Genomic DNA, 26958 nt, shown 5'->3' with positions numbered 1-26958 from the left:
ATCCTCCGGACGAGATCGCGCTCCAACGAAAAGAAGTGCATGGCCGATCTGTTCAGTGTCGATGAACCGGAAAAGACGCCGCCCGGCAGGCCGCTGGCCGACCGACTGCGCCCGAAGAACCTTGCCGAGGTCGTTGGCCAGGAGCATCTGACCGGGCCTGACGGCGCACTGACGCGGCTGATCGGCTCAGGCTCGCTCGGCTCGATGATCTTCTGGGGGCCGCCGGGGACGGGCAAGACTACCGTCGCGCGGTTGCTTGCCGGCGAAACCAGCCTTGCCTTCGAACAGATATCGGCGGTGTTTTCCGGCGTCGCCGATTTGAAAAAAGTGTTCGAGACGGCGAAGCTGCGTCGCACCAATGGCCGTCAGACGCTGCTTTTCGTCGACGAGATTCATCGCTTCAACCGGGCCCAGCAGGACAGTTTTCTGCCTGTGATGGAAGACGGCACCGTCGTGCTGGTCGGCGCCACCACCGAGAACCCGTCCTTCGAGCTGAATGCCGCGCTGTTGTCCCGCGCCCGCGTGCTGGTCTTCCATTCGCTCGGTGAGGACAGCATCGCCAAGCTGCTGGCGCGGGCCGAGGAGACCGAGGGCGGGGGGCTGCCGCTCGACGACGAGGCGAGGGCAATGCTCATCCGCATGAGCGATGGCGATGGCCGCGCGGCGCTGACGCTGGCCGAAGAGGTCTGGCGCGCCGCCAAATCAGGCGAGGTATTCGGCGCCGAAGGCCTGCAGCGCATCGTCCAGCGCCGCGCGCCGATCTACGACAAGGGCCAGGACGGCCACTACAATCTGATTTCGGCGCTGCACAAATCGGTGCGCGGCTCCGACCCGGACGCCGCCCTCTATTATCTCGCCCGCATGTTCGACGCCGGTGAGGATCCGCTCTATCTCGGCCGCCGGCTGGTGCGCATGGCGATGGAGGATATCGGGCTGGCCGACCCGCAGGCGCTGGTCATCGCCAATGCCGCCAAGGATGCCTACGACTATCTGGGCTCGCCAGAGGGGGAGCTCGCCTTCGCCGAGGCTGCCGTCTATCTCGCCAGCGCGCCCAAATCCAACGCCGTCTACACCGCCTTCAAGGCCGCCACACAGGCGGCGAAGGAGTTCGGCTCGCTGCTGCCGCCCAAACACATCCTCAACGCGCCGACCAAGCTGATGAAGGAAGAAGATTACGGCGCAGGCTACCGTTATGACCACGACGAGCCGGACGCTTTTTCCGGGCAGGATTATTTTCCGGAAAAGATGGGCCGCCACACGTTCTATGATCCGCCCGAGCGCGGCTTTGAACGCGATATCAGGAAACGGCTCGACTATTGGGCGAAGCTGCGCGGCGAGCGGAAAAAGTAGCCTCGCACGGTTTTTCCGCTCGGGACGGCGCCGCACGCTGAGCAGCAGGGATTGACCGAGGCCGCCCTGTAGGGGCAGTAGACGGCGATGATTAATCTCCTGCTTGTTGCCGCGGGCGGCGCTATTGGTGCGGGGCTGCGCCACGTCGCCAATTTCGTTGCGCTGCGTCTTGTCGGCCCGAGTTTTCCCTGGGGCACGATGGCGATCAACATCGTCGGCTCCTTTGCCATGGGCCTGTTCATCACGACCCTGGCGCGGCGCTACGGCGGATCGAACGAGCTTCGGCTGTTCGTTGCCACCGGCATCCTCGGCGGCTTCACCACTTTCTCCGCCTTTTCGCTCGATTTTGCGACGCTGTGGGAGCGCGGCGCGACGCTGCCGGCGTTCGGATATGCCCTTGCCAGCCTCATTGGCGCGATCATTGCCCTGTTTCTGGGTCTTTGGCTCGCAAGAAGCCTGCCTTAATGCTATTGCCCCCGCTTGCAGCACCTCGCGTCCCTTAGGACGCGCAAAGACGCTGTAGCATTTTGATTTGCGCACGACCCTTTCCGAAAATCGATTTCAGGTCATGCGCTAGAAACGGGTAAAACGAGACAATGGCAGGTGTTGAACAGATCACGGTGGAGGCCGGCGAGGCGGGCATGCGGCTCGACCGCTGGTTCAAGACCCATTTTCCGGGTCTTGGCTTCGGCCATCTGCAAAAACTGCTGCGCTCCGGCCAGATCCGTGTCGATGGCGGCAGGGTGAAGGCCGATACCCGCGTCGAGCCCGGCCAGATGGTCCGCATCCCGCCGCTCGAAGTGGACAAGAAGGGTGAAAGCGCGCTCACTGGTCACTCGATCCGCAACCAGGGCGACGCCGACGTCCTGGCCAAGATGCTGCTCCATGAAGATCCGAAAGTCTTCGTCTTCAACAAGCCGGCCGGCCTTGCCGTTCAGGGTGGCTCGGGCGTCACCCGCAATGTCGACGACATGCTGGAAGCCTGGCGCAACCAGAAGGGCGAGAAACCGCGTCTGGTGCATCGGCTCGACCGCGACACGTCAGGCGTGCTGGTCGTCGCCCGCACCAGGCTCGCTGCCATGAAGCTCGCCGAGGCATTCCGGGCGCGTGAGACCAAGAAGACCTACTGGGCGCTGGTCAAGGGCGTGCCGCCGAAGCGCGAGGACAAGATCTCGACCTGGCTGATCAAGGAGCCGACGCCGGACGGCGACCGCGTGCGCGTCGCCAAGCATGGCGAAAAGGGCGCCGACCATGCGGTGTCTTACTACCGTATCATCGAGCAGGCGGCGCAGACGATGACCTGGCTGGAGATGGAGCCCTATACCGGCCGCACCCATCAGCTTCGCGTCCATGCCGCTCACATCGGCTGCCCGATCATCGGTGACCCCAAATATTTCGAGGCCGACACCAATTGGGATTTTCCCGGCGGCATGCAGAACCGCTTGCATCTGCACGCGCGCCGCATCGTCATCCCGCATCCCGACAAGGGTTTTATCGACGTCACCGCACCGATGCCGCCGCATATGCGCCAGAGCTGGAACCTGATCGGCTTCGACGACGCAAGCGCGGAGGATTAGAGCCTGTGGGTATCGCCACCGATACGCTCGACCGCCGCGACACGGTCGACATGGCGGCCGCCGCCATCATGGTCGGGCTGACCTTTTCCTGGGGGCTGAACTATGTCGCCGCCAAGATCTCCTATGCCGGCTACGATCCCGTTTTCCTGTCGATCGCACGGTCGGTCATTGGAGGGCTGTGCGTTCTCATCTGGTGCCGCTGGCGCGGCATTGTGCTTTTTACCCGCGACGGAACCCTTGTCGCCGGCATTCTGGCAGGCGCGCTTTTTGGTCTCGAGTTCCTGTTTCTCTATGTCGGGCTCGAACAGACGACCGTCGCGCGCAACACCTTGCTGGTCAACACCATGCCGTTCTGGGTGCTGGTCGGCGGGCATTTCCTGCTGAACGAACGCATCACCGTGCGCCGGCTCGTCGGCCTTCTGCTCGCTTTCGCCGGATTGGTCGCAGTGTTCTCCGACCAGCTGAGCGCCGACAATGGTTCGACACTGACCGGTGATCTGCTCAGTCTCGGCGCCGGCATTCTCTGGGCCTTGACCTACATCGTCATCAAGCGGACGAAATTGGCGGAAACGAGCGCGGAGAAATTGCTGCTCTACCAACTGGCCGGCGCTGCCGTGGTAGGCGCCTTGGTGCTGCCTTTCGCCGGGCCGCCCGTCCGCGAGTTCGCCGCCTTGCCGACCTTGGCCCTGCTTTTCCAGGCGGTCTACATCGTTGCGTTCACCTATGTGCTGTGGTTCTGGCTGATCAGGCGCTATCCGGCATCGGGCCTCTCGAGCTTCACCTTCCTGTCGCCGGTGTTCGGCGTTCTGTGCGGCGCCATCTTCTTGAACGAGCCGCTGAGCGTTCGTATTTTCCTGGCACTCGGCCTCATCGCAGCCGGCCTGATCATCGTGAACCGGCCAGCCCGAAAACAGATCCCCGGATGAAAGGCTCCGGCATGCGCGATATCCTCAACGACCTCGAAGCGGGAAAGCAGCTTTCCGATCCGGATCCGGTGCGCCGTGCCCAAATCCAGATGAAGACGCACTTGCCGAAACGCTTCTACAAAGCCGTTTCGGTCGCACCGGCCGAAGATGGTTTTGCCATTCATCTCGTTGGCAAGCCGGTCCGCACGCCGGGCAAGGCGCTGCTGGTCCTGCCGACCGAAAAAGCGGCCGCTCTAGTCGCCGACGAGTTCGCCGCGCAAGGTGAGACTATCGACCCGGTGACGATGCCGGTCATGCGTCTGGTCAATACGGCCATCGACGGCGTCGCCAGCGACCCGCAAGCGGTGCTGGAGGACATCCTGCGTTTCGCCTCGTCCGATCTGCTCTGCTATCGCGCCGACGCTCCACAAGGGCTGGTCGACCGGCAGAACGAACATTGGGATCCCATCATCGATTGGGCGCGGAGCGCGCTTGGCGCCCGGTTTCATCTCGCCGAAGGAGTGATCCATGTCGAGCAGCCGCGTGAGAGTATCGCTGTGCTCGGTGTCCATCTTGCCCAGCGCGCCGACCCGCTACGGCTGGCGGCCATCCACGTCATGACGTCGCTGACGGGATCGGCCCTGCTGGCGCTGGCCGTCGATTTCGGCGAGATCGACGGCGACGCCGCCTGGACTGCCGGCCATGTCGACGAGGACTGGCAGGCCGAGCACTGGGGCCATGACGCGGAAGCTGTCGCCCGCCGCTCGGCCCGCAAGCGCGACATGATGGCCGCCGTCGGCCTGCTCGAGGCACTCAAAGCCTGACCGCAATCGCCGCCCGCGTTGCATATTGGACCAAAGTCATAATCCCAAAGACGGCCTGCCTCTGGGCGGCGCTTTCTGTCATTTCTTGCGGCGGTAGCTGCGCGAGTTCGTGTCCAGAGGCACGACACCGCGCAGCATCAAGCACAGCGAGATATCACGGGAGGACGAATTCATGGTAATGGCAGCGACCGCCGGCAGAGCAAGCCGCGGCATGACGCGGGAAGAGAAGAAAGTCATCTTCGCTTCCTCACTCGGCACCGTTTTCGAATGGTATGATTTTTATCTCTACGGCACTTTGGCGGCCGCGATCGGCGCCGCGTTCTTCACGCAATATCCCGAAACAACGCGCAACATCTTCACGCTGCTGGCTTTTGCCGCGGGCTTCCTCGTGCGCCCATTCGGGGCGCTGGTGTTTGGCCGCATCGGCGATCTCGTCGGCCGTAAATACACCTTTCTCGTCACCATCCTGATCATGGGTCTGTCGACCTTCTTGGTCGGCATACTTCCTGGCGCTGCCAGTTGGGGCATCGCGGCGCCGATCATCCTGGTCGCGCTGCGCATGCTGCAAGGCCTGGCGCTGGGTGGCGAGTATGGCGGTGCTGCGACCTACGTCGCCGAGCACGCTCCCGACGATCGTCGTGGCTTCTACACGTCGTGGATCCAGACGACAGCCACGCTCGGCCTGTTCCTGTCGCTGATCGTCATCCTGATCGTGCAGAATTCGCTGAGCAAGGAAGACTTCGCGGCCTGGGGCTGGCGCATACCGTTCCTGGTCTCTGCGGTCCTGCTGGGCATTTCGGTCTGGATACGCCTGTCGCTTGCCGAATCGCCGACATTCCAGCGGATGAAGGACGAAGGTAAAGGCTCCAAGGCGCCACTGACGGAAGCGTTCGGCCAATGGAAAAATGCCAAGATCGCCATTTTGGCGCTTCTCGGCCTTACTGCTGGCCAGGCCGTGGTTTGGTACAACGGGCAGTTCTACGCACTGTTCTTCCTGCAGAACGTGCTCAAGGTCGACGGCCAGTCGGTCAACATCATGATCGCCATCGCGCTGGCGCTCGGCACGATCTTCTTCGTCGTGTTCGGCTGGCTCTCCGACAAAATTGGCCGCAAGCCGATCATCATGGCGGGCCTGGCGCTGGCGATCGTCACCACATTTCCGCTGTTCAAGGCGCTGACCTGGGCAGCCAATCCGGCGCTCGCCACTGCGCAGCAAAACACCCGTGCCACGATTACCGCTGCGCCTGGCGACTGCAAGTTCCAGTTCAATCCAACCGGAACGCGCAAGCCCCTCACGTCGTGCGATATTGCGACGGACTTCCTCGCCAAGAGCTCCGTGCCCTATGACATTGTCACGACAGCGGCTCCGGGGACCGCGGCCAGTGTCAAGATCGGCGCCGAAACGGTGGCGTCCTATGATGCCGTGGCAGCCGCAGGCAAGGCACCGTCAAGCGACGCCGCCTTCAAGAAGGCAATCAACATTGCGTTGCAGGATGGCGGCTATCCGCTCAAGCGTGCTGCAGCCAAGGTCGCCGACCAGAAGCTTGACGTCTTCGTCGCGGCCAATCCGGAACTGAAGCTCGACGCCGCCGCAATCCGCGCCGGCGACAAGACGACGGTTGCGGTCGACCAGGCGATCAAGGACAAGCTGCTGACGGCCGATGAGGCTGCGGCGGGAGCGCCCGAGATCACCGTCTACAACGTCCCGGAAGCAGGCGCCTTTGCGATGTTTGCCGACCCTGAACAGGTCAGCTGGGCAAAGGTCATCGGCATCCTGTTCATCCTGGTCCTTTACGTGACCATGGTCTACGGACCGATCGCCGCGATCCTGGTCGAGATGTTCCCGACACGCATCCGCTACACCGGCATGTCATTGCCCTATCACATCGGCAATGGCTGGTTCGGCGGCCTGCTGCCAGCAACGGTGTTCGCGCTCAGCGCCTACAAGGGCGACATCTATTACGGCCTCTGGTATCCGGTGGTGATCGCGGCGATGTCGCTGATCATCGGTATGATTTTCGTCAAGGATACGCTGGGAACGAACTTGCACGCCAAGACCTGATCCTGGCCTGACGGCGAAAATGAAAAGCCCGGCGCGAGTGATCGCGCCGGGCTTTTCAATTCTTCGGAAGCGGGGCGGAAGGAAGGGCCTTTAGCTCTTCCGGTCCTGCTTCTCTTCTTCGATGGCCGCTTCGTGATACCAGCCGCTTCCGAAATCCATACGGTTGCGCAATGAAGCAAGTTCTGCCGCGAACTTAGCCTTTCCGCTTAAATTTGAGGCAGAAGCGCGTGCTGCCACCGGGAACATCAGGATTTTGGCCGACTGACGGGTAGGAGTGATTTCCATTGTCGGTCTCCTTTCTTCTTCGGAGCCTTGCCGATTCAACCTTACCCGAAGATAGGTTCTGCAATCCAGTTAGGCAATATGATTATAAAAAGATCAGCAACTGCCTATTATTTATACAAAATATGCTTGTGATTGATCCGGACGCATTGCGATGACGACGCAACGAATTTGTCGGGATGCGGCGTCAGTTTTGTCGCATCCTTTGCCGGTGAAAATGGCACACGAATTGCTTTTTAATAGTCCGGCAGGTCGGCTGCAGGGTGGCTGGCACGCCAGCGCCGTCCAAGGTTCGGTGATCAAGCAACGAGAGGCTAGAATGACGAAATACAAGCTCGAGTACATTTGGCTCGATGGATACACCCCGGTTCCCAACCTTCGCGGAAAGACGCAGATCAAGGAATATGCCGAGTTCCCGACGCTCGACCAGCTTCCGCTGTGGGGCTTCGACGGTTCTTCGACCATGCAGGCCGAGGGCCACTCGTCCGACTGCGTGCTGAAGCCGGTCGCCATCTATCCGGATCCCGCGCGCACCAATGGCGTGCTCGTCATGTGCGAAGTCATGATGCCGGACGGCGTGACGCCGCATGCATCCAACAAGCGCGCCACCATCCTCGATGACGAGGGAGCCTGGTTCGGCTTCGAGCAGGAATACTTCTTCTACAAGGACGGCCGCCCGCTCGGCTTCCCCGAAAGCGGCTACCCGGCGCCGCAAGGCCCGTACTACACCGGCGTCGGCTACAGCAACGTCGGCAGCGTCGCTAGGCAGATCGTCGAGGAGCATCTCGACCTCTGCCTTGCCGCCGGCATCAACCATGAAGGCATCAACGCCGAGGTCGCCAAGGGCCAGTGGGAATTCCAGATTTTCGGCAAGGGCTCCAAGAAGGCCGCCGACCAGATGTGGATGGCCCGCTACCTGATGCAGCGCCTCACCGAGAAATACGGCATCGACATCGAATATCACTGCAAGCCGCTCGGCGACACCGACTGGAACGGTTCCGGCATGCACGCCAATTTCTCGACCGCCCATATGCGCGAAGTCGGCGGCAAGGCCTATTTCGAGGCGCTGATGGCCGCCTTCGACAAAAACCTGATGGACCACATCGCAGTCTATGGCCCGGACAACGACAAGCGTTTGACCGGCAAACATGAGACCGCGCCGTGGAACAGGTTCAGCTATGGCATCGCTGACCGCGGCGCCTCGATCCGAGTGCCGCATTCCTTCATCAACAACGGCTATAAGGGTTATCTCGAGGATCGCCGCCCGAACTCGCAGGGCGACCCCTACCAGATCGCTTCCCAGATCCTGAAGACGATCGCCTCCGTGAGCACGGCAGAGAAGAAGGCCGCAGCCTGAGCATTCCGCACGGCGTAGACGCCAGCGTCTGCGCCGTGATGTGGCGGATGATGTCGTTGACTCGCCGCAACTAAAGACAGTCGAGCATCGAGATTGTTCGCAACGATAGCGGGCTGAAGCTAAAGATAGTGGGTCTGAAGCTTCAGCCCTGCGTGCCGACTACCTTGTTACCGCGCACAATTACAGTCTTCCGGCCGGGGGCGAAATCGTGCTCGCCCTGACGTTCCATAACCACCAACGCCGCATCATCGGATTCATTGGGGTCTCGGACGCGGCCCGCCCCGGCATCCGACCCGCGCGGTTTTCCTTGGCCGAAGTATTTTACTTTCAGGTGGTCAAGGTCCGCTCCAACCCCGTCGACCTTGGGAAGCGACGTAGAGTCGATCGGAATCTCATCGATCGCCGTCCAACCCTTCATATTTTCTTCTGCAATTGTCTTGGGACTCTTCGCCATGACAGCCACCTTTCTAATCCCACACTACCACCGCTTGGACTACCATCCCAGTCCCAAGCAAGTGAATTGCCTCAGGATTTTATACTCGATCGCCCATTCCGGGGCAGTTACACGGCCGTGAGGCATATCCCTTATATAGGCCTGCTTGGCTTGAAACAAAGCCTGCGCCGGCGCAGCCCCAGCTGCGAAGGCCGTCCAGAAGCTGCGGTGGATGGGCTCCCCGAAAAAATTCAGCTGACCGTCCAACGGCGAATAGTGGGCACCGGTGCAACCGACATAGGCGAGCGCTCCGAGCTCCAAAAAACGCAATGCCAACGACGAAGCGACGGTCCTCGGCGTGACCGCCCAGTGATCGCTTGCCCGTGTCGCGATCTCCTGCACCGTCAGGGCGCCCCAGCAACAGCCGGTGAGCACGGTGGCTCCATGGGCCTTGATGGCGCCGGCAAGATTGGTGAGGTTCACCGCCTCGACCGCTCCTCCATCGTCTTCGCCCCAAAACCGGGTTCCGTCGGTGTCGGAACCGTGTAGCATGAAATAGAGCTGCCGCGCATCGAAGTGCCCGGTCCGAACGTTTCCGAAGTCGTCCGGGCCGCTGACCAACATTTGACCCCGTCCGCCAAGCCTACGGAACACGTTATCCGCAAACGGTCGCTCGGCATTCCGCGACGCGAACTTGATCGGTGTGGTGCGGTTGTCTTCGGCCGTGAGGCAACCCAGCAGGAACGCCGCGCTCGAACAGTCGGGAATTCGCGACACTGGCAATTCCCCGAGACCGTCTCCGTCGACATCGCCATATCGTTGGTCGCTCCAGACGACAAAGCGGTCAGGATCCGAATTCGCCGAGACTCTGTCCCTCAGGTCTGGAGGCAGAACGTCGTATATCAGCGCGGGCACGACATTGTAGTCGCCGAGGATTACAACACCCTTCACTCCCGTCGCGCTATTCCTGATCTTGGTGAAGGTAGCTTCCTCGCCCGTGGCTTCGACAAGCGTACTGCCGCCTTCCTCGATCATGGTCCTCGCCGTGTCATAACCTGCATCGCCGATCTTGCGCCGCAGCCGTTGAGGATCAGTCAAGAACAACAGCCTGGGCAGGACACGGCGATTTCCCAGATAGCGCTTCGTCATATCGTCGGAGGCAGAAACCGCACCAACTGTGTTTTGCTCGATGTCTACCGTGATGGTTACCCGCTTCAGCAGTGCCGGGATCTTCGCGGTGATCTCCAAAATTGCATCGGCCGGAAGCTGAGACGCGGCCATCCCGGAAATTGGATTTCCGCCAAGCGAGGCCGGTGGCGGCCCAGCCGGCATTGTCACCGTTGAGATGGCCGTTGCGGGCTCGAGGACCAATTCGTCACGCGGTTTGGGCTGTGGATCGCTCAATTCGCCCTCTGTTATGCTGATCCTTACCTGTCCCCGGGAAACGTCGACCGTGAACTGGCCGTTCTTGTCCGTTCTGGCCCAGATGAGCGGATTGCTTGAATTGCGAAGCAGCCGCAGCACCTTTGGATTTGGATGCGCCGCTCCGTTGCGGCCGGTCGACATACCAAAGAATCGGGTGTCGGGGAATCGCGACAGCACATGCTCCTCGAAAGCGTTGTAGGAGGCATGGTGCGGCAGCTTGATGAACGCATACGGTCCCGCTTCGACCACATGGTCCAAAAGAGCCGCCATTTCATTTTCAAGGCCTTCGACCTCGGCCTCGGCGAACTGCATGTCGCCGGTGAGCAAGCAACGATTGGCTCCTTTTCCCACGGAGATGACAATGCTCTGGTTATTCTTGGCGGCGCCTGCGCCAGGTCTGTCGAGAAAGTCGAGGACGGCATCGGGAAGAATGACGTCCGGTGTCGGATTGCCGTCGGTAAGTGTCCGGTAGATGGCCACGTCGTCGAGATCGCCGGCCTGCAGGCTGGCAATCGCGTCGACAGCGTCACGATCGAATTGCGCGATGGTTTCCGCGCACAGGACAATTTGTTCCGCTGACGGTCCGAGAACCTTCAGACCGATATTGCGGAACTGCTCTTCAAGATCAGAAATCTCCGGATCGTCGAGACCGCGGTAGCGAACGACTCTCGTGCCGCGCTGCTCCAATGTTTCAATCATCTCGATGTACAGATCACGCTGGGAAGCGGCGTCGGATATGAACGCCTGTACGGTTGCATCGCTCAATCCGGGAGCCAGAGGCTCTTCCTGAAGGCTGGCCAGGACACGAAACCGCAGGCGATCGGATGCATCGCTGCCGAGCGCGAGTCCATATCCAGCAAACTCATCGGCAACCAGAGTGACCTTGGGCGCGATGACCTCCCGCTCAACCATTTCCGGCAGGCACCCGATGTGATCGGAATGACAGTGCGTCAGGATGAGCAGAGAAAGTTCGAGCGGTCCTTCCGGCTGGTCCATCAATTCACGGAGCTGCGCGGGGATGGAAAGGTGCCCAGAGGATCCTGTGAAGTCGCCCTTGTGAGCACCGTCGATAAGGATGGTTCTGCTGTTCGCCTGAATCAATATGCAGTCGCCATACTGGCTTTGACCTACATCGAGAAAATGGATTTGCATCGCCCCCTCCGCTTGATAAGCCACCGCCTTAGTATGATGCATTAGCGATCGACAATAAATAGGTCGCGTTAAAGAGCACTAATATAACGTTCCTGTTGCCGTACTATGAAAACCTCGCATTGTTTTCTGCCTATCCGACTTACCGACTTCTATCCGCACGGCCATATCTCGATTGGCTCCTACGACAGATGACAAGAAAAAACCCCGGCGTCTCCGCCGGGGTTTTTTCTTGTCTCTTAACGGTCGGTCAGACCGAGTAATACATGTCATACTCGACCGGATGCGGGGTCATTTCGAAGCGCATCACTTCGGCCATCTTGAGCTCGATATAGCTGTCGATCTGGTCGTCGTCGAACACGCCGCCGGCCTTCAGGAAGCCGCGGTCCTTATCGAGGTTCTGCAGCGCTTCGCGCAGAGAGCCGCAGACGGTCGGGATCTTCTTCAGTTCCTTCGGCGGCAGGTCATAGAGATCCTTGTCCATCGGCTGGCCGGGATGGATCTTGTTCTTGATGCCGTCGAGGCCGGCCATCAGCATGGCGGCAAAGGCGAGGTAGGGGTTCGCGCCCGGATCGGGGAAGCGGACCTCGACGCGCTTGGCCTTCGGCGATGAGCCGAATGGAATGCGGCAGGAGGCAGAGCGGTTGCGGGCCGAATAGGCGAGCAGCACCGGCGCTTCATAGCCGGGCACCAAGCGCTTGTAGGAGTTGGTAAGCGGGTTGGTGAAGGCATTGATGGCCTTGGCGTGCTTGATGATGCCGCCGATGTAAAACAGGCAGCTCTCCGAGAGGCCGGCATATTCATTGCCCGCGAAGGTCGGCTTGCCGCCCTTCCAGATCGACTGGTGGACGTGCATGCCCGAGCCGTTGTCGCCGAAAACCGGCTTCGGCATGAAGGTGGCCGTCTTGCCGTAGGCGTTGGCGACCTGGTGCACGACATACTTGTAGATCAGCATCTTGTCGGCGTTGCGGACCAGCGTGTCGAACTTGATGCCGAGTTCGTGCTGGGCAGCTGCGACTTCGTGGTGATGCTTTTCGACGCGCACGCCCATTTCGGCGAGCACGGTCAGCATCTCCGAGCGCATGTCCTGTGCCGAATCGATCGGCGGCACCGGGAAATAGCCGCCCTTGATACGCGGGCGGTGACCGAGGTTGCCGGTCTCATAGTCGGTGTCGTCGTTGGACGGCAATTCGGTGGAGTCGAGCTTGAAGCCGGTGTTGTACGGGTCGGCCTTGTACTTGACGTCGTCGAAGACGAAGAACTCGGCTTCCGGGCCGACGAAGATCTGATCGCCGATGCCTTCGGCCCTCATGTAGGCTTCGGCCTTCTTGGCGGTGCCGCGCGGGTCGCGGTTGTAGGATTCTCCGGAAATTGGATCGAGGATGTCGCACAGGATGACCATGGTCGACTGTGCGAAGAACGGGTCCATATGCACCGTCTCGGTGTCGGGCATCAGCACCATGTCGGACTCGTTGATCGCCTTCCAGCCGGCGATGGACGATCCGTCGAACATGACGCCGTCGGCAAACATGTCTTCCTCGACCTCAACGACATCCATCGTCACGTGCTGCAGCTTGCCCTTCGGATCTGTGAAGCGCAGGTCAACGAATTTCACGTCGTTGTCCTTGATCTGCTTCATGATGTCTTTGGCTGTCGTCATGTCATGTTTCCCTGTCTGATGACGTTTCGAGGAGATGATCTGAAATCAGAAACCTCAGACCGCGTCCATCCCTGTTTCGCCGGTGCGGATGCGCACGACTTCCTCGATGTTGGAGACGAAGATCTTGCCGTCGCCGATGCGGCCGGTCTGGGCGGCCTTTCGGATGGCTTCGATCGCGCCTTCGACTGCGTCGTCACCGAGCACGACCTCGATTTTCACCTTGGGCAGAAAATCGACAACATATTCGGCGCCGCGATAGAGTTCGGTATGGCCCTTCTGGCGGCCAAAACCCTTGGCCTCCGTAACGGTGATGCCTTGCAGCCCGGCCTCCTGAAGCGCTTCCTTCACTTCGTCTAGCTTGAACGGCTTGATGATCGCTTCGATCTTTTTCATGTAAAAAGTGGCCTCCACTGCCAAAAAGACGGGTTGTGAGCCCCGCTTGCGCCTCCTTCAAGCACGAACTGTGCCAATTTGAGGGGATTCGAAGCGGTATCACGCGATTTCGATGCCATGCCGCGTCAGGATGTGATTTCGCGTCATTCGCTGCGTTGGATGCGTCATGGATACTGGGAACCTACACATTGTCAGCGCTCCCGTCCGCACAATAATTGAGCATATAGCGCACTTTGCAGGCAATTGTGTTTCGGCGACGCCATTGTCCCCAACGATGTGCTTACCGATTGCGCCATCTCGGCACCCGTTTGCTTCGAACCGAAAACTGGACGATCTTTGAACACCAGGATCGGGGTTTGAACACAAGGATCGGGCTTGAGCCAATGCGTATCGGCACTCCATGAATAACGAACTTTTGTCTCCGGCCGAGACGACCGAGGCCGACCGGCTGGCGATCGCCACCGGCCCATTGGCCGGCATAGACCTTATGCGCAACGCAGGTGCCGCGGTCTCTGCCGTGGTGCTCGCCCATTTTCCAGTTGCCAGACGGGTCCACGTCCTGTGCGGTCCCGGCAACAACGGCGGCGACGGATATGTCGTCGCCCGCATTCTGAGGGACAGCGCCGTCGACGTAGCCGTGTGGGCGTCCGGCTCGCCCAAAGCCGGCAGCGATGCGGCGCTCGCTGCTTCGGAGTGTCCGGTCAGGCCTCGGCCGCTATCGGAGTTTGTTGCCGAGACAGGCTCGATCGTGGTCGATGCGCTTTATGGGGCAGGGCTGTCCAAGCCGCTGTCCGGAGATGCCGCCAGGGCGGTCGAGGTTGCGACAGAACTGAGCCTGCCTGTCGTCGCGGTCGATCTGCCCTCAGGCGTGTCAGGCGAGAGTGGCCAGAGTCTCGGCCAGGCATTCCGTGCCCGCGTCACGGTGACGTTTGCGCGAAAAAAGCCCGGCCATCTGCTGTTGCCTGGGCGCGAGATGTGCGGCGAGCTGGTGCTTGCCGACATCGGCATCGGCGACGGGATCATTGCGCAGCTTGAACCGCGGACCTTCGAGAACACCCCGCCGCTTTGGATCGGGGATTTCCCTGTTCCAGCCGTCGACACCCATAAATACAGGCGCGGCCATGTCGGCGTTTTTTCCGGCGGGCCATCGGCGACGGGTGCCGCACGGCTGTCGGCGCTTGCCGCGGCCAGAAGCGGGGCAGGGGCGGTGACCGTGCTGTCGCCGGCGAACGCGCTGCAGGTAAATGCCGCGCATCTGACCTCGATCATGCTGCACAAGAGTGACAGCGTTGCGGACGTACAGGAATTCATCGGCCGCCGCCGGCCGTCGGCTTTCGTCCTCGGGCCCGGATTTGGCGTCGGCGAAAAAACACGTGATTTTGCCCTCGGCGTGCTGGCTACCGGGCAGCGGCCAGACGGCAGGGTCGACGGGCTGGTGCTCGATGCCGATGGCATCACTTCGTTTCGCGATGCGCCGAACGTTTTGTTCGAAGCCGCCCGTCGTCCGAACGCGCCGGCGCTGGTGCTGACGCCGCATGAGGGCGAATTCGCCAGGCTGTTTCCGGACATCGCCGGAGACACGAACCTGTCCAAGCTGGCCAAGGCGCGCACTGCCGCCGAGCGCGCCGGCGCCATCGTCGTCTACAAGGGCGCGGACACGGTGATCGCGGCGCCCGATGGCAGAGCAGCGATCAACGGCAATGGCGCGCCATGGCTGGCCACCGCCGGTTCGGGCGACGTGCTGTCGGGCATCATCGCCGGCTTTCTGGCGCAAGGCATGCCGGCTTTCGAAGCCGCCTGCGCAGCGGTCTGGATCCATGCCGAGGCCGGCAGCCGTTTCGGACCGGGGCTGATCGCCGAAGACTTGCCGCTGGCGCTGCTGCCGGTGCTGCGCCAGCTTGCCGAACGTCGCAACGAGGTGACTGCTGGATGAACCGCTGGGTCGCGCTGCTTGCCACAGTCTTCATCGCCGTTTTCATGGCACACACCGCGCGCGCCGAAGGTCTCGTGACCATCGTCGACGATCCGGCCGTGCTCGCCGCCCTCGATGCCAAGGGTTTTGGTTTCGCCGGCATTTTCGGCGTCGATGGCAAGGGCGACCTGAAGACGCTCTATGACAAGGCACCGGGCTATCACGCAATCGTCGAAACGATTGCCGGCGATGTCGCCGCGCTGCGGGCCGAGATGAAGGCTGGCGGGCGGCCGCTCTACGAAGTCACCGACGGCAATGTCGGCCGCATCATGGACATGCGCTGGCTGAAGACCGGCGCCGCGCGCTTCAGGCTGGTCGGTGTCGTCAATAGGATCGACCGGCGCGATTTCACCGAAGCGCGCGCCGACGGGAGTTGCGGCGAGGTGCGTTTCATTTATCGCCTCGCCTACAGCTTCAAGAAGAACGGCAAGGTTCTGGCCTCGCGCCTGCCGTTCAACTTCAATGCCATTTACAGCGCCACGCCAGACGCAGATGGCGGCTGCGTCGGCGTTGCCGGACGCTGGACGCCACAGCTCGACGAGACCGTCGATACCGGCTGGCTCATCGGTGGGCCGCTGGATAAGGCGGGACTGAGCTTCAAGCAGCTCGAGCTCAACGCACAAGTGGTGCGCTTTCCCTCCGGCCAGGAGACCGAATTCGGCGGCCAGGCCGCCTATCTCATGCGGATTTTTGGCATCGATGGAGAGACGGTCAGCGAGAGGCCGCTGGAAAACACGCCGGATGTGGCGCTGCTCTCGGAAGACGCCGCGCTGAAAGCGAAACTCGCCGACTATATCAGCGCCAATCTCGCGGCGGTCGATCTCGGCGTCTACGAAATCCCCGATGAGTTCCTGGCGAAAAAAGTCATCTCATGGTCGACCTTCGGCAGCGCGAGGCAGGCCAATCACCCGTTCACGCCGCTGTTCCAGCCTGCGGATTTTGTCGGGCTCGATTATTCCGCCTTGAAGCTGGTGCGCACGCCGGAAGCGCTGGTCGAGCGGCTGGATAATGGCGCCTGTCAGGGGTGCCACCAGGCGGGTTCGACCGCCGGTTTCCATTTCATCGGTCTCGACGACAAGACCACGTCGCCGCTGAACCGCATCGAGGTCGGCATCTCTCCGCATCTTAATGCCGAGATGCCGCGGCGCGAGGCCTGGCTGCGCGCGACGGCAGAAGGCAAGGAGCCGAACCGCTTCCGCCCATTGTCCTTCGCGCCGCCGGCGGCATGGAAGGACGCCGGCGAGGTCGCCTATGCGCCGGCCGCAATGGCGATGCCGTGCCTGATGCCGGAGGATGCGGCCCGTTTCGGCACGACTTGGCAATGCGGCGGCGGCACTGTCTGCACGCCGCTGGCGACTGCGTCGGGCGTGCGGACCAAACTGGCGCAATGCCTGTTGCCTAAGGACAGCGACAAGATGTTTGCCGGCCACCCGTGCCTGACCGGCTCGATCGCCAGCAACGGCACGCAGCCTTTCAACGACCGCTACAGCATATCAGGCCAGTTTGCGGCCTTCGCGACCGACATTTCGCGCACCGCCTACACGTGCCGGCCGCCGAAGATCGGCGTGCCGGCCGGCATCGCCTATCGCGGCTGCGACGACAAGGATCGTGCCTTTGCCGGCTTCAAGCCGGGCAAGCCGATGCCGAACGAGATCTGCGGGCTGGTCGGCGGCAAGAAATTCGACACTTGCGTGGCGACCAACAATTTCGACCAGTGCCTCGGCGGCGCGGTCAATCGCGGCAACCGGCCGGCTTGCTCGGCCGATCATTTCTGCCGCGAGGACTATATGTGCCAGTCGCTGCCACCAGACACGCCTGGTATCGGTAAGGTGAAAGGTATCGGCTTCTGCTCGCCGACCTATTTCATTTTTCAGATGCGCATCGACAACCACGCGACACCTTGGGCGGGCGCTGTCCGTGCCACCATGGGAGCAGGATTTGGCGCGGCGGAAGCGGAGTGAGCTTTTGCTGTGGCCGCTTTCGCGCTGTCAGCGCCGTCACAGCGGAATGTTGTCGTGCTTCTTCCAAGGGTTCTGCATATCCTTGTTGCGCAGCATGCGGAGCGCGCGCGCGATGCGACGACGGGTCGAATGTGGCATGATCACCTCATCGACGTAGCCGCGCTCGGCGGCGACGAAGGGCGACAGGAAGCGATCCTCGTAAGCCTTTGTATGCGCTGCGATCTTCTCCGCATCGCCGATGTCCTTGCGATAGATGATCTCAACGGCGCCTCTGGCGCCCATCACTGCGATCTGCGCCGTCGGCCAGGCATAGTTCATGTCGCCGCGCAGATGCTTTGACGCCATCACGTCATACGCACCGCCATAGGCCTTTCGGGTGATGACGGTGATCTTCGGAACGGTCGCCTCGGCATAGGCGAACAAAAGCTTGGCGCCATGCTTGATCAGCCCGCCATATTCCTGCGCGGTGCCGGGCAGAAAGCCCGGAACGTCGACTAAGGTGACGATCGGAATCGAGAAACAGTCGCAGAAGCGAACGAACCGCGCCGCCTTGCGGCTGGCGTCCGAGTCGAGCACGCCCGCCAGCACCATCGGCTGGTTGGCGACGAAGCCGACCGTGCGGCCTTCGACGCGCCCGAAACCGGTGACGATGTTTTTTGCAAAACTCTGCTGGATCTCGAAGAAATCACCCTCGTCGGCAACTTTAAGGATCAACTCCTTGATGTCGTAGGGTTTATTGGCGTTGTCGGGGATCAGCCGGTCGAGCGACAGATCGTGATCGGTGACCGACTGATAGCATTCGATCTCGGGGATATCAGCCGTGTTGGAGGCCGGCAGCAGATCGACCAGCCGGCGCATCTGCAGCAACGCCTCGACGTCATTGTCATAGGCGCCATCGGCGATCGAGGACTTCGTCGTGTGGACGGAGGCGCCGCCGAGGCTCTCGGCGGTGACTGTCTCGTTGGTGACGGTCTTCACCACGTCCGGCCCGGTGACGAACATGTAGGAGGTGTCGCGAACCATGAAGATGAAATCGGTCATGGCCGGCGAATAAACGTCGCCGCCGGCGCAAGGGCCCATGATCAGCGAAATCTGCGGGATGACGCCGGAGGCGAGCACATTGCGCTGGAAGATCTCGGCATAGCCGCCAAGTGCTGCCACGCCTTCCTGGATGCGGGCGCCGCCGGCGTCGTAGAGGCCGATGATCGGTGCGCGGTTGCGCAGCGCCATCTCCTGCACCTTGACCACCTTTTCGGCGTGGGCCTCGGACAGCGAGCCGCCGAACACGGTAAAATCCTTGGCGAAGACATAGACCGGGCGGCCGTTGACGGTACCCCAGCCGGTGACGACGCCGTCGCCGGCGATCTTGGTCTTCTCCATGCCGAAATCGGTCGAGCGATGCTCGACATACATGTCGAACTCCTCGAACGAGCCCTCGTCGAGAAAGACGTCGATGCGTTCTCGCGCGGTGAGCTTGCCCTTCTTGTGCTGTGCGTCGATCCGGGCCTGACCGCCGCCCATGCGTGCCATGTCGCGGCGGCGCTCGAGTTCCTTCAGCACGTCCTTCATCGGTCGATCCCCAATACGGAAGCTGATTTGTGGTAATCATGCAGGCAGGGGAGCGCAAGCGCGGCTTTTGCCGTCGATTTGCTGCGCCGCAACATGGCGCCCCTTGCATTCCGCGGCGAACTGGGCCATATGCGGCGACATAGGCGCTTGGGCCGGGAGTATCCGGCCTTCTCGACGAATGAGACTGGTTGCGTCTGTTTTCCCTCTTTCCGACATATCGGCAAGGCGGCGAAAAAGCCCCGTGGCATGATGCCTGCGGGCACGACAGCGCAGCCGTGCGGACGATAGTGTCCGCCGCCTTGTCGTTTCATGACAGTTTTTTCGACGGCAGGTTGCGCCCTGCCGCCATCGATGTTTGCGGCCACGAGCCGCGTGAAAGAAGAATACTTTGACCAACGAAAACACTTTGACCGGTGAAAACAATTTGACCGGTACGAACACTGGGGAACTTTCGGGTTTCGCAGCACTTGGAATCACCGGCGCGCTGCTCAAGGCCACCCATGGCGCCGGCTTCACCGAGCCGAAGCCGATCCAGGCCCAGGCGATCCCGCCGCAGCTGGAAGGCCGTGACATTTTTGGCATCGCCCAGACCGGTTCGGGCAAGACCGCGGCGTTCGCGCTGCCGATCCTGTCGAAGATCATCGCGCTCGGCACCAAGCGCCGGCCGAAGACCGCTCGCGCGCTGATCCTGGCGCCGACGCGTGAGCTTGCCGTGCAGATCGAAGAGATGATCAAGCTGCTCGCCAAGGGCGCGCATGTCTCGACAGCACTCGTGCTTGGCGGCGTCTCGCGCTTCAGCCAGGTGAAGAAGATTGCTCCCGGCGTCGACATTTTGATTGCCACGCCCGGCCGGCTGACCGACCTGGTGCGTGAGGGCGATCTTGTGCTTGCCGACACCAAATGGCTGGTGCTGGACGAAGGCGACCGCATGCTCGACATGGGCTTCATCAACGACGTCAAGCGCATCGCCAGGGCGACCGCGCCGGACCGTCAGACGGTGCTGTTCTCGGCGACCATGCCGGCCGAAATCGCCGAACTGGCGAAAGGCCTGCTGAAGAACCCGATCCGCGTCGAGGTGGCGCCTCACAGCACCGCAGCAGCCGAGATCGTGCAGGGTGTTGTCTTCGCCCGCACCAAGCAGAAGCGCCAGGTGCTGTCGACGATGCTCGCCGACGAGGCAATGAAGTCCGTCATCATCTTTTCGCGCACCAAGCATGGCGCCGACAGGGTGACCAAGGACCTTGAGCGCGACGGCTTCAAGGCCGCCGTCATCCACGGCAACAAGTCGCAGAACGCCCGCCAGAAGGCGCTGAACGATTTCCGCGAGGGTTCGGTGCGCATTCTTGTGGCGACCGATATCGCGGCGCGCGGCATCGACGTGCCCGGCATCAGCCACGTGGTGAATTTCGACCTGCCGGACGAGGCGGAGAGCTATGTCCACCGCATCGGCCGTACCGGCCGTAACGGCATGGACGGCATCGCCATCACGCTTTGCGATCCCTCCGAGAACAGCAAGCTGCGCCAGGTCGAGCGCATCATCCGCACCAAGCTGCCGATCGTTGCCGACCATCTCGGCAGCCCCGATCCGCAGCGCAATCCCGCCGAAAAGAACGAGCGCCATTTCGAGCCGGCCAACGACCGCAATGGTCGTCGCGACGGCAGGCGGCCAGGCGGCCAGAACAACGGCAAGAAGCGCTTCGGCGACAAGCCGGCCTTTGCCGGCGAGCGCAAGCCGGAAGGCGCCAAGCCGTTCAAGGGCAACAACAAGCGCCGCTTCGGCGGTAAGCGGCCAGCGGCGCGGGCTGCGTAATCACATAGTTGCATCCGGCCGAGCCTATCGGGGCTCGGCTGCTCACAATTGAAAAGGCGATCGGAGCGATGCTTCGGTCGCCTTTTTCGCCTGAGACCTACTTCACCACCGCCTCTACCCACACGACGATGCGCTGCGCGAGGAAAGCCGTCGTTGCTGGCGACAGCGCGTCACCTGCAATGACGTGGTTGTCCCGATCGCCGGTATCGTCGACCGGCACCAATTCGTGCGCGGCGCCCCAGCGCCCGGCAATTTCGCGGGTGCGGTCGGGCCGCACGATTTTGTCCGAATCCGAAAAGATGAACAGGGCAGGGATCGTCGCCTTCTCCACCGGCGCGCCATAGGCAAGTTCGGTAAGCGCCACCATCGGCAGCGTCGCGGCGATCGGATAGCGGTAGGTCCAGAATTTCTCGTGCAGCGCATTGCGTGGCACGAAGCTGCGTTCCTTGCCGGCGACCAGCTCGGCGATCGCTCGGCCCCACGGCATGGTCAGGAGTTCGGCGCCGGAAGCCTTGACGCCGAAATTCGGCGAGATGAACGCGATGGCCGCCACCCCATCCGATGCGCCCGGCTGGGTCGCAGCCCAGGCCGCCAGCGAGCCGCCGGTCGAGGTAGCGATGACGATCACCTTGTCGCCGATCGCCCGGCCGATGGCGAGCGCTTCCTCATAGTCGTTGATCCAGGCGTTGACGCTGCCTTCGGCCATTGCAGCACCGCCCTGTCCGTGGCCGGTGAGGCGGGTGTAGTAAAGATTGGCGTCCAACTCGTCGGCCACCTCGTCGGGCAGTGGACGAACCTCGCCCTTCGATGCCGAAAAGCCATGGATGTACACGATCGCGAGCGGCGTCCTGGCATGAACCATCGGGTTGGCCCAGATGATCTCCTTCTCCAGCCCGTCGTAGATGCCCGGTACGGCAGCCTCGTTGCGTGCCAGATAGGCTTGCGGGTCATCGCCGATCACGGAAGGATCGAAGCGGATCGTCGTGTCGGCTTGCACGCGTGGGCCAAGCATGAAGGCCAGGACAAGAATGACGGCGAGACCCAGTACCGCAAGCACGATCCGTCGCCCCATTGCAGACTCCACGTAACAATTTTCAACCTATGGCCGCAAAATGCAAACACGCAACGGGCATCCTGCCGGCGGCTGGACCGCCAACTTTGATGGCCGGCTTATTCGCTCGGCGGCTTGCGGTCGAAATTCAGCGGACGTGCCTTCCAGCGGGTCGCGGTGCTGATGACCCACCGGCAGAGTGGTCTCGGCAGGATGCTGAGCAGCTTCAGGCCCCAGCTCAAGCGGCGCGGGAAGGTTACTTCGAAGCCGCCGGATTTGATGCCGCGCGCCATGCGGCGCGAAGCGCGATTGACGGGCATCAGCCCGGGCATCGGCAGCAAATTCTTCTCGGTCAGCGGCGTGTCGACGAAGCCCGGATTCATCACCTGGATGCGCACGTTCATCTTATCAAAGTCGTATTTCAGCGATTCAGCCAGAATATTGATCGCCGCCTTGGTGCCGCCATAGGCGGCCGTGGTCGGCCAGCCGAAATAGGCGGTGACCGAACCGACCAGCACGACATGACCGCGCGCGCGGACACGCATGCGTTCGATGACCGGCACCAGGCCGTTGATGATGCCGAAGTAATTGACATCGAAGGATTGGCGAAACCCGCGGACGGTGAGATCTTCGCCGGCGGTCGCAATATAGTTCCCGGCATTGAAGACGGCCAAGACGATCGGGCCGAGATCCTTCTCGATCGCCGCGACTGTCTTTGCCATGCGCTTCTCGTCGGTGACGTCGCAGGGATAGGCCGTGACACGGCCCGGCATCTGCGCCGTCTCGACGACAAGCGTGTCGATCGGTTCGTCGTCGAGCGCCGTCACCGCGACGGTATAGCCCTGAGCCGCAAGGTCCTTGGCCAGTGAACGGCCGATGCCGCTGCTGCCGCCCGTGATCCAGGCGACGCCGTGCTTCGGGTTGGCCCGATAGAGAGTCATGCTATGCCCTGCGACTTTTTCTTAGCCTGTGCTCTAGCGATGAAGAAATCGAATGAAAAGAGCGCTTTTCAGCGAAAGCTTCGAACGAATGCTGGAACGCGACATCTGTTTTAGGAATTGCAGCCCAGAAATGCCGCTGGACCAGGCAAATTCTTGCCTTGAAACCGAAGCTTCGGGTTTCTAGGGTTCCGCCGCAAGCATAAAGGAATCTCCATGCCCCGTTCTGTGATCGAAGCGATCGGTAACACGCCTCTGATCCGCCTCAACAAAGCTTCGGAAGAAACCGGCTGCGAGATCCTGGGCAAGGCCGAATTCATGAATCCGGGCCAGTCGGTCAAGGACCGCGCCGCGCTGTTCATCATCCGCGACGCCGAGCAGCGCGGGCTCTTGAGGCCGGGCGGGGTCATCGTCGAGGGGACGGCCGGCAACACCGGCATCGGATTGACGCTGGTCGCCAAGGCGCTTGGCTACCGCACCGTGATCGTCATCCCCGAGACGCAAAGCCAGGAGAAGAAGGACACGATCAAATTGCTCGGCGCCGAGCTGATCGAGGTGCCTGCCGTTCCCTACAAGAATCCCAACAATTACGTGAAACTGTCGGGCCGTCTGGCCGAGCAGATGGCCAGGTCCGAGCCGAACGGCGCGATCTGGGCCAATCAGTTCGACAACGTTGCCAACCGTGACGGCCATACCCGCACCACGGCGGAAGAAATCTGGGCCCAGACCGGCGGCAAGGTCGACGGTTTCGTCTCGGCGGTCGGCTCCGGCGGAACGCTGGCCGGCGTCGCCTTTGGGTTGAAGGCCAGGAGCAAGGACGTCAAGATCGCGCTCGCCGATCCGCTGGGTGCGGCGCTCTACAGTTTCTACACCAGCGGTGAGTTGAAATCCGAAGGCAGCTCGATCACCGAAGGCATCGGGCAGGGGCGGATCACCGCCAATCTGGAGGGGTTCACGCCGGATTTCTCCTTCCAGATTCCAGATGAGGACGCGCTGCCGATCGTCTTCGACCTGATCCAGGAGGAAGGCCTGTGCGTCGGCGGCTCGACAGGCATCAACATTGCCGGCGCGATCCGGCTGGCGCGCGAAATGGGTCCCGGCCACACCATCGTGACCGTGCTTTGCGACTACGGCACGCGCTATCAGTCGAAATTGTTCAACCCGGAATTCCTGCGCCAAAAGAAACTGCCGGTGCCGGGCTGGATGGAACAGCGAAGCACAATTTCGGTGCCCTTCGAAAAGGTTGCGTGATGGCTTACAGGACGGATGCCCTGTTTCGTGGCGACGCCTATCTCAGGACGGCTGATGCCGTGGTTGTCGCCGTCAACGACCGTGGCGGCATCATTCTGGACCGGACGATCTTCTATGCCACGTCGGGCGGGCAGCCGGGCGATACGGGCACTCTCGAACGCGCCGACGGCAGCCTGATAACTGTTGCCGCCACCATCACCGGCGAGACCAAGGACGAGATCATCCACGTGCCGCCGCCTGAGCGGGCGGCGCTTGAGATCGGCGAGCCGATAAAGCTCGCCCTCGATTGGGAGAGGCGGCATCTGCTGATGCGCATGCACACAGCCTGCCATTTGCTCACCGTCGTCTGCCCGTTCCCGATCACCGGTGCCTCGGTTTCCGAGGACGACAGCCGTGTCGACTTCGATATTCCCGATGCCGGCTTCACCAAGGAGGACGTGACGGCCAGGCTGATGGAACTGGTGCGGGCCGACCACCCGGTCTTTGTCAGGCTGATCACCGACGAGGAACTGGCGGCTAATCCCGGACTGGTGAAATCCAAGAATGTTCGGCCACCCGTCGGCACCGGCAAGATCCGCTTGGTCTGCATCGGCGACAACGCCTCGATCGACAGCCAGCCTTGCGGCGGCACCCATGTGAGGAGCACTGGAGAAGTCGGCGAGGTCCATATCGGTAAAATCGAGAAGAAGGGTCGCGAAAACCGGCGCTTCCGCATACGCTTTGGCCCGATGCCCGCGGCTTGATATATAGTTTGCCAGAGGCGGGACAGGAGAAGAAGAATGGCCGAAGACAGCCCTTTCACCGTCGACGCGGATTGGTTGCAGAAGCGCCTCGGCGAGCCCGGCCTGACCATCGTCGACGCGTCCTGGTATCTGCCGGCGCAAAAGCGCGACGCGCGCGCCGAATATGATGCAGCGCACATTCCGGGCGCCCGTTTCCTCGATCAGGATGCGATCTCGGATCCCGATTCCCCACTGCCGCACACGCTGCCGTCGCCGCAGCATTTCGCGCAATATGTCGGTGCGATGGGTATCTCGGCCGACGACACCATCGTCGTCTATGATGGTCCGGGCTTCTTCTCGGCGCCGCGCGCGTGGTGGATGTTCCGCGTCATGGGTGTGTTCCAGGTCTATATATTGGACGGCGGCTTCGACCGCTGGAAAGCGGCGGGACGGCCGGTCACGGCGGAGCCGACGAAGATCGCGCCTTGCGTTTTTCACGCCGATTTCGATGCCGCTCGCGTCGCCAGCCTTGCCGACATGCGCCGGATCGTTGGGACGGGGGAAAACCAGATCGCCGACGCCCGATCTGCCGGCCGGTTTGCCGGTACCGAGCCTGAACCTCGCGCCGGCATCCGCTCAGGCCATATGCCCGGCGCGCACAATGTGCCGTTTTCGGCGCTTGCTGAAAACGGCGAACTGCTGCCGAAAGACCGCTTGCGCAAGGTGATCGAGGACGCCGGCATCGACCTGTCGAAGCCGGTCGTCACCTCTTGCGGTTCTGGCATTACGGCGGCGGCGATCACGCTGGCGCTCGAGACGCTTGGCCATACCGACAACAGGCTCTACGACGGTTCATGGACGGAATGGGGTGGGCTTTCCGATACGCCCGTGGTGACGGGCAAGGACTGACGGTGATGAAGAACGGAGCGCTGGAAGACATCGAGGTCACGGTGACGTTTCTCGAAATGCATGTGCCGCCGGCCTATTCGCCGCCAGTGCCGTACAACCGTCAGATCGCATTGCTGAAGACCAAGGACATTCCACTGCATTTCTACCGCTATCTGATGGACCGGGTGGGCCGCAAATGGCACTGGGTCAACGTGCTGAGGCTAAGCGACGAGGAGCTGTCTGCAGGCATCCACCGCGAAGACCGCGACATCAGGGTGCTCTATCTCGACGGCGCACCGGCCGGCTTTTTCGACCTCAAGCCGCATTTGCCGGAGGAAGTGGAACTCGCCTATTTCGGCATGATGGAGCATGCGACAGGCCAAGGCATAGGCCGCTGGTTCCTGGGTGCGGCGATCGCCGCCGCCTGGTCGCATGGGCCGAAGCGGGTGACGGTGCAGACCTGCACGCTCGATCATCCTGCGGCACTGCCGCTCTACCAGAAACTCGGCTTTGCGCCGGTGGCGCAAAAGAAGGAGATCGTGCATCCAATGTCCTTAGCCGAGCGCTCGGCCAGCGTCATGCGGCCATGATTTTCTCCGCAACCTGAACTTATTGTTCATCAAAGCTTCAGCTTGTCTTTGCCATCTTGCCGGCACCATCAATGCGGCCGAGGCCGAAGGAGAAAAGACATGCTGACCCGACGCACATTTGCCGCCGCGCTGATTGCCGCGCTCGCCGTGCCGACCGTAGCCGCCGCCCAGGCGACCACGCCCTCGGCGGCGACGATCGAGCGCCAGCTTGAGGCGGCGCCCCGAGTTAAGCTGCGCCCGAACCAGCGCGTCACCATCCGCGAATTCAAGAGGCGGCCGGACCTGCGGCGCATGGCCCGCTCGATCGATATCCAGTCGATCAATTTCGCCTTTGGCTCAGCGGCCATTTCCAGCTCGCAATACGGCAAGATCGAAAACATCGCCGATGCGCTTCAGCGCATCTTGCGGCGCGACCCTGGTGCCCGTGTTTTGATCGAGGGCCATACCGACGCGGTCGGCTCCTTCCAGTCGAACCAAATCCTGTCCGAACAGCGCGCCGCCTCGCTGAAGCGCACCCTGGTGCGCGAATTCGACGTGCCGGGTTATGCGCTCGAAACCGTCGGTTACGGCGAGGAATTCCTGCTCGTGCAAACGCAGAACGAGAATTGGCGCAATCGCCGGGTGACGCTCCGCCGCTTCGACGACTTCATAAGGTAGTAAGTCAGATACTCGACGCCTGCCGAATCCTATTCTCCGTCTGGATCAACAGTCAAAACAGTCAAAAGAGAGCCCGGCTTGAATGAGCCGGGTTCTTTCCATATCGCTGGTCGTTCAAGCCCAATGTGATGG

The 26958-nt window shown here is 61.8% G+C and carries 23 protein-coding genes; 15 read left to right on the top strand and 8 right to left on the bottom strand.

The window, feature by feature from the left end; translation table 11 throughout:
* Nucleotides 1–39: 39 nt before the first annotated feature.
* From EOC94_RS24570 to EOC94_RS24545, 6 genes are all read left to right on the top strand, one after another.
* Entirely contained in the window at nucleotides 40–1350 is a 1311-nt protein-coding gene (locus EOC94_RS24570) for a replication-associated recombination protein A (RefSeq protein ID WP_127294057.1), read from the top strand.
* Between the two features lie 87 nt (nucleotides 1351–1437).
* Nucleotides 1438–1815 (top strand): fluoride efflux transporter CrcB, encoded by a 378-nt coding sequence (gene crcB / locus EOC94_RS24565; protein ID WP_029352249.1) that lies wholly within the window; start codon nucleotides 1438–1440, stop codon nucleotides 1813–1815.
* A 131-nt stretch (nucleotides 1816–1946) separates the two neighbouring features.
* The gene (locus tag EOC94_RS24560) at nucleotides 1947–2927 is read left to right on the top strand and encodes an RluA family pseudouridine synthase (protein WP_127294055.1); all 981 of its coding nucleotides are present in this window, start codon (nucleotides 1947–1949) and stop codon (nucleotides 2925–2927) included.
* 50 nt (nucleotides 2928–2977) lie between these two features.
* Entirely contained in the window at nucleotides 2978–3853 is an 876-nt protein-coding gene (locus tag EOC94_RS24555; RefSeq protein ID WP_185928322.1) for a DMT family transporter, read from the top strand.
* 11 nt (nucleotides 3854–3864) lie between these two features.
* Nucleotides 3865–4656: an ATP12 family chaperone protein gene (locus EOC94_RS24550; RefSeq protein WP_127294087.1), complete on the top strand. Its 792-nt coding sequence runs from the start codon at nucleotides 3865–3867 to the stop codon at nucleotides 4654–4656.
* A gap of 172 nt (nucleotides 4657–4828) precedes the next feature.
* Entirely contained in the window at nucleotides 4829–6718 is a 1890-nt protein-coding gene (locus EOC94_RS24545; RefSeq protein WP_127294051.1) for an MFS transporter, read from the top strand.
* A 90-nt stretch (nucleotides 6719–6808) separates the two neighbouring features.
* Here the strand turns inward: EOC94_RS24545 and EOC94_RS24540 are convergent, their stop codons facing one another.
* Entirely contained in the window at nucleotides 6809–7003 is a 195-nt protein-coding gene (locus EOC94_RS24540; protein ID WP_095488578.1) for a DUF2735 domain-containing protein, read from the bottom strand.
* A 316-nt stretch (nucleotides 7004–7319) separates the two neighbouring features.
* On the opposite strand from EOC94_RS24540, the gene EOC94_RS24535 reads away from it, so the two are divergent.
* Nucleotides 7320–8357, top strand: a complete 1038-nt coding sequence (locus tag EOC94_RS24535) for a glutamine synthetase beta-grasp domain-containing protein (RefSeq protein WP_095488579.1) — start codon at nucleotides 7320–7322, stop codon at nucleotides 8355–8357.
* A 142-nt stretch (nucleotides 8358–8499) separates the two neighbouring features.
* On the opposite strand, the gene EOC94_RS24530 is transcribed toward EOC94_RS24535, so the two are convergent.
* From EOC94_RS24530 to EOC94_RS24515, 4 genes are all read right to left on the bottom strand, one after another.
* The gene (locus EOC94_RS24530) at nucleotides 8500–8811 is read right to left on the bottom strand and encodes a hypothetical protein (RefSeq protein ID WP_095488580.1); all 312 of its coding nucleotides are present in this window, start codon (nucleotides 8809–8811) and stop codon (nucleotides 8500–8502) included.
* A 39-nt stretch (nucleotides 8812–8850) separates the two neighbouring features.
* Nucleotides 8851–11367, bottom strand: coding sequence for an MBL fold metallo-hydrolase (locus EOC94_RS24525; RefSeq protein ID WP_185928321.1), 2517 nt, complete (start codon nucleotides 11365–11367; stop codon nucleotides 8851–8853).
* A gap of 247 nt (nucleotides 11368–11614) precedes the next feature.
* The gene (glnA, locus tag EOC94_RS24520) at nucleotides 11615–13024 is read right to left on the bottom strand and encodes a type I glutamate--ammonia ligase (protein WP_127294047.1); all 1410 of its coding nucleotides are present in this window, start codon (nucleotides 13022–13024) and stop codon (nucleotides 11615–11617) included.
* Between the two features lie 54 nt (nucleotides 13025–13078).
* Nucleotides 13079–13417: a P-II family nitrogen regulator gene (locus EOC94_RS24515; RefSeq protein ID WP_006205430.1), complete on the bottom strand. Its 339-nt coding sequence runs from the start codon at nucleotides 13415–13417 to the stop codon at nucleotides 13079–13081.
* A 400-nt stretch (nucleotides 13418–13817) separates the two neighbouring features.
* Here EOC94_RS24515 and EOC94_RS24510 point away from each other — a divergent pair, with 400 nt between their 5' ends.
* Together EOC94_RS24510 and EOC94_RS24505 are read left to right on the top strand one after the other, a co-directional pair.
* Nucleotides 13818–15350, top strand: coding sequence for an NAD(P)H-hydrate dehydratase (locus tag EOC94_RS24510; protein WP_127294045.1), 1533 nt, complete (start codon nucleotides 13818–13820; stop codon nucleotides 15348–15350).
* Nucleotides 15347–17350, top strand: coding sequence for a hypothetical protein (locus tag EOC94_RS24505; RefSeq protein WP_127294043.1), 2004 nt, complete (start codon nucleotides 15347–15349; stop codon nucleotides 17348–17350). The genes EOC94_RS24510 and EOC94_RS24505 overlap by 4 nt, the downstream gene beginning before the upstream one ends.
* Nucleotides 17351–17386: 36 nt before the next feature.
* On the opposite strand, the gene EOC94_RS24500 is transcribed toward EOC94_RS24505, so the two are convergent.
* On the bottom strand, nucleotides 17387–18919 hold the full coding sequence (locus EOC94_RS24500; protein WP_127206115.1) for an acyl-CoA carboxylase subunit beta: 1533 nt from the start codon (nucleotides 18917–18919) through the stop codon (nucleotides 17387–17389).
* 406 nt (nucleotides 18920–19325) lie between these two features.
* Between EOC94_RS24500 and EOC94_RS24495 the strand changes: the two genes are divergently transcribed.
* Nucleotides 19326–20729, top strand: coding sequence for a DEAD/DEAH box helicase (locus tag EOC94_RS24495; RefSeq protein WP_127206124.1), 1404 nt, complete (start codon nucleotides 19326–19328; stop codon nucleotides 20727–20729).
* Between the two features lie 97 nt (nucleotides 20730–20826).
* Here the strand turns inward: EOC94_RS24495 and EOC94_RS24490 are convergent, their stop codons facing one another.
* Nucleotides 20827–21801 carry an alpha/beta fold hydrolase gene (locus tag EOC94_RS24490; RefSeq protein ID WP_127206116.1) on the bottom strand — a complete coding sequence of 325 codons (975 nt, stop codon included), beginning with the start codon at nucleotides 21799–21801 and terminating at the stop codon, nucleotides 20827–20829.
* 98 nt (nucleotides 21802–21899) lie between these two features.
* Nucleotides 21900–22721 (bottom strand): SDR family oxidoreductase, encoded by an 822-nt coding sequence (locus EOC94_RS24485; RefSeq protein WP_127206117.1) that lies wholly within the window; start codon nucleotides 22719–22721, stop codon nucleotides 21900–21902.
* 213 nt (nucleotides 22722–22934) lie between these two features.
* On the opposite strand from EOC94_RS24485, the gene EOC94_RS24480 reads away from it, so the two are divergent.
* The 5 genes from EOC94_RS24480 (at nucleotide 22935) to EOC94_RS24460 (ending at nucleotide 26826) form a co-directional block, all read left to right on the top strand.
* Entirely contained in the window at nucleotides 22935–23969 is a 1035-nt protein-coding gene (locus EOC94_RS24480; RefSeq protein WP_095488588.1) for a cysteine synthase A, read from the top strand.
* On the top strand, nucleotides 23969–24712 hold the full coding sequence (locus tag EOC94_RS24475) for an alanyl-tRNA editing protein (protein WP_095488589.1): 744 nt from the start codon (nucleotides 23969–23971) through the stop codon (nucleotides 24710–24712). Before EOC94_RS24480 ends, EOC94_RS24475 begins: the two co-directional genes overlap by 1 nt.
* A gap of 36 nt (nucleotides 24713–24748) precedes the next feature.
* A complete protein-coding gene (sseA, locus tag EOC94_RS24470) occupies nucleotides 24749–25600 on the top strand; it encodes a 3-mercaptopyruvate sulfurtransferase (RefSeq protein WP_095488590.1) in 852 nt (283 codons plus the stop codon).
* A gap of 5 nt (nucleotides 25601–25605) precedes the next feature.
* Nucleotides 25606–26169, top strand: coding sequence for a GNAT family N-acetyltransferase (locus tag EOC94_RS24465; protein WP_095488665.1), 564 nt, complete (start codon nucleotides 25606–25608; stop codon nucleotides 26167–26169).
* A 99-nt stretch (nucleotides 26170–26268) separates the two neighbouring features.
* Nucleotides 26269–26826 (top strand): OmpA family protein, encoded by a 558-nt coding sequence (locus EOC94_RS24460; protein WP_127206119.1) that lies wholly within the window; start codon nucleotides 26269–26271, stop codon nucleotides 26824–26826.
* Nucleotides 26827–26958 lie beyond the last annotated feature (132 nt).

Origin of the sequence: Mesorhizobium sp. M6A.T.Ce.TU.016.01.1.1 (genome assembly GCF_003997065.1) — a bacterium.
Classification (GTDB): domain Bacteria; phylum Pseudomonadota; class Alphaproteobacteria; order Rhizobiales; family Rhizobiaceae; genus Mesorhizobium; species Mesorhizobium mediterraneum.
This window is presented reverse-complemented; position numbering and strand designations above follow the sequence as displayed.

Coding starts and splice junctions, on each gene's coding strand:
- EOC94_RS24570 (WP_127294057.1), top strand. CDS start 40: ATGGCCGATCTGTTCAGTGTCGATGAACCGGAAAAGACGCCGCCCGGC.
- crcB (WP_029352249.1), top strand. CDS start 1,438: ATGATTAATCTCCTGCTTGTTGCCGCGGGCGGCGCTATTGGTGCGGGG.
- EOC94_RS24560 (WP_127294055.1), top strand. CDS start 1,947: ATGGCAGGTGTTGAACAGATCACGGTGGAGGCCGGCGAGGCGGGCATG.
- EOC94_RS24555 (WP_185928322.1), top strand. CDS start 2,978: ATGGCGGCCGCCGCCATCATGGTCGGGCTGACCTTTTCCTGGGGGCTG.
- EOC94_RS24550 (WP_127294087.1), top strand. CDS start 3,865: ATGCGCGATATCCTCAACGACCTCGAAGCGGGAAAGCAGCTTTCCGAT.
- EOC94_RS24545 (WP_127294051.1), top strand. CDS start 4,829: ATGGTAATGGCAGCGACCGCCGGCAGAGCAAGCCGCGGCATGACGCGG.
- EOC94_RS24540 (WP_095488578.1), bottom strand. CDS start 7,003: ATGGAAATCACTCCTACCCGTCAGTCGGCCAAAATCCTGATGTTCCCG.
- EOC94_RS24535 (WP_095488579.1), top strand. CDS start 7,320: ATGACGAAATACAAGCTCGAGTACATTTGGCTCGATGGATACACCCCG.
- EOC94_RS24530 (WP_095488580.1), bottom strand. CDS start 8,811: ATGGCGAAGAGTCCCAAGACAATTGCAGAAGAAAATATGAAGGGTTGG.
- EOC94_RS24525 (WP_185928321.1), bottom strand. CDS start 11,367: ATGCAAATCCATTTTCTCGATGTAGGTCAAAGCCAGTATGGCGACTGC.
- glnA (WP_127294047.1), bottom strand. CDS start 13,024: ATGACGACAGCCAAAGACATCATGAAGCAGATCAAGGACAACGACGTG.
- EOC94_RS24515 (WP_006205430.1), bottom strand. CDS start 13,417: ATGAAAAAGATCGAAGCGATCATCAAGCCGTTCAAGCTAGACGAAGTG.
- EOC94_RS24510 (WP_127294045.1), top strand. CDS start 13,818: ATGAATAACGAACTTTTGTCTCCGGCCGAGACGACCGAGGCCGACCGG.
- EOC94_RS24505 (WP_127294043.1), top strand. CDS start 15,347: ATGAACCGCTGGGTCGCGCTGCTTGCCACAGTCTTCATCGCCGTTTTC.
- EOC94_RS24500 (WP_127206115.1), bottom strand. CDS start 18,919: ATGAAGGACGTGCTGAAGGAACTCGAGCGCCGCCGCGACATGGCACGC.
- EOC94_RS24490 (WP_127206116.1), bottom strand. CDS start 21,801: ATGGGGCGACGGATCGTGCTTGCGGTACTGGGTCTCGCCGTCATTCTT.
- EOC94_RS24485 (WP_127206117.1), bottom strand. CDS start 22,721: ATGACTCTCTATCGGGCCAACCCGAAGCACGGCGTCGCCTGGATCACG.
- EOC94_RS24480 (WP_095488588.1), top strand. CDS start 22,935: ATGCCCCGTTCTGTGATCGAAGCGATCGGTAACACGCCTCTGATCCGC.
- EOC94_RS24475 (WP_095488589.1), top strand. CDS start 23,969: ATGGCTTACAGGACGGATGCCCTGTTTCGTGGCGACGCCTATCTCAGG.
- sseA (WP_095488590.1), top strand. CDS start 24,749: ATGGCCGAAGACAGCCCTTTCACCGTCGACGCGGATTGGTTGCAGAAG.
- EOC94_RS24465 (WP_095488665.1), top strand. CDS start 25,606: ATGAAGAACGGAGCGCTGGAAGACATCGAGGTCACGGTGACGTTTCTC.
- EOC94_RS24460 (WP_127206119.1), top strand. CDS start 26,269: ATGCTGACCCGACGCACATTTGCCGCCGCGCTGATTGCCGCGCTCGCC.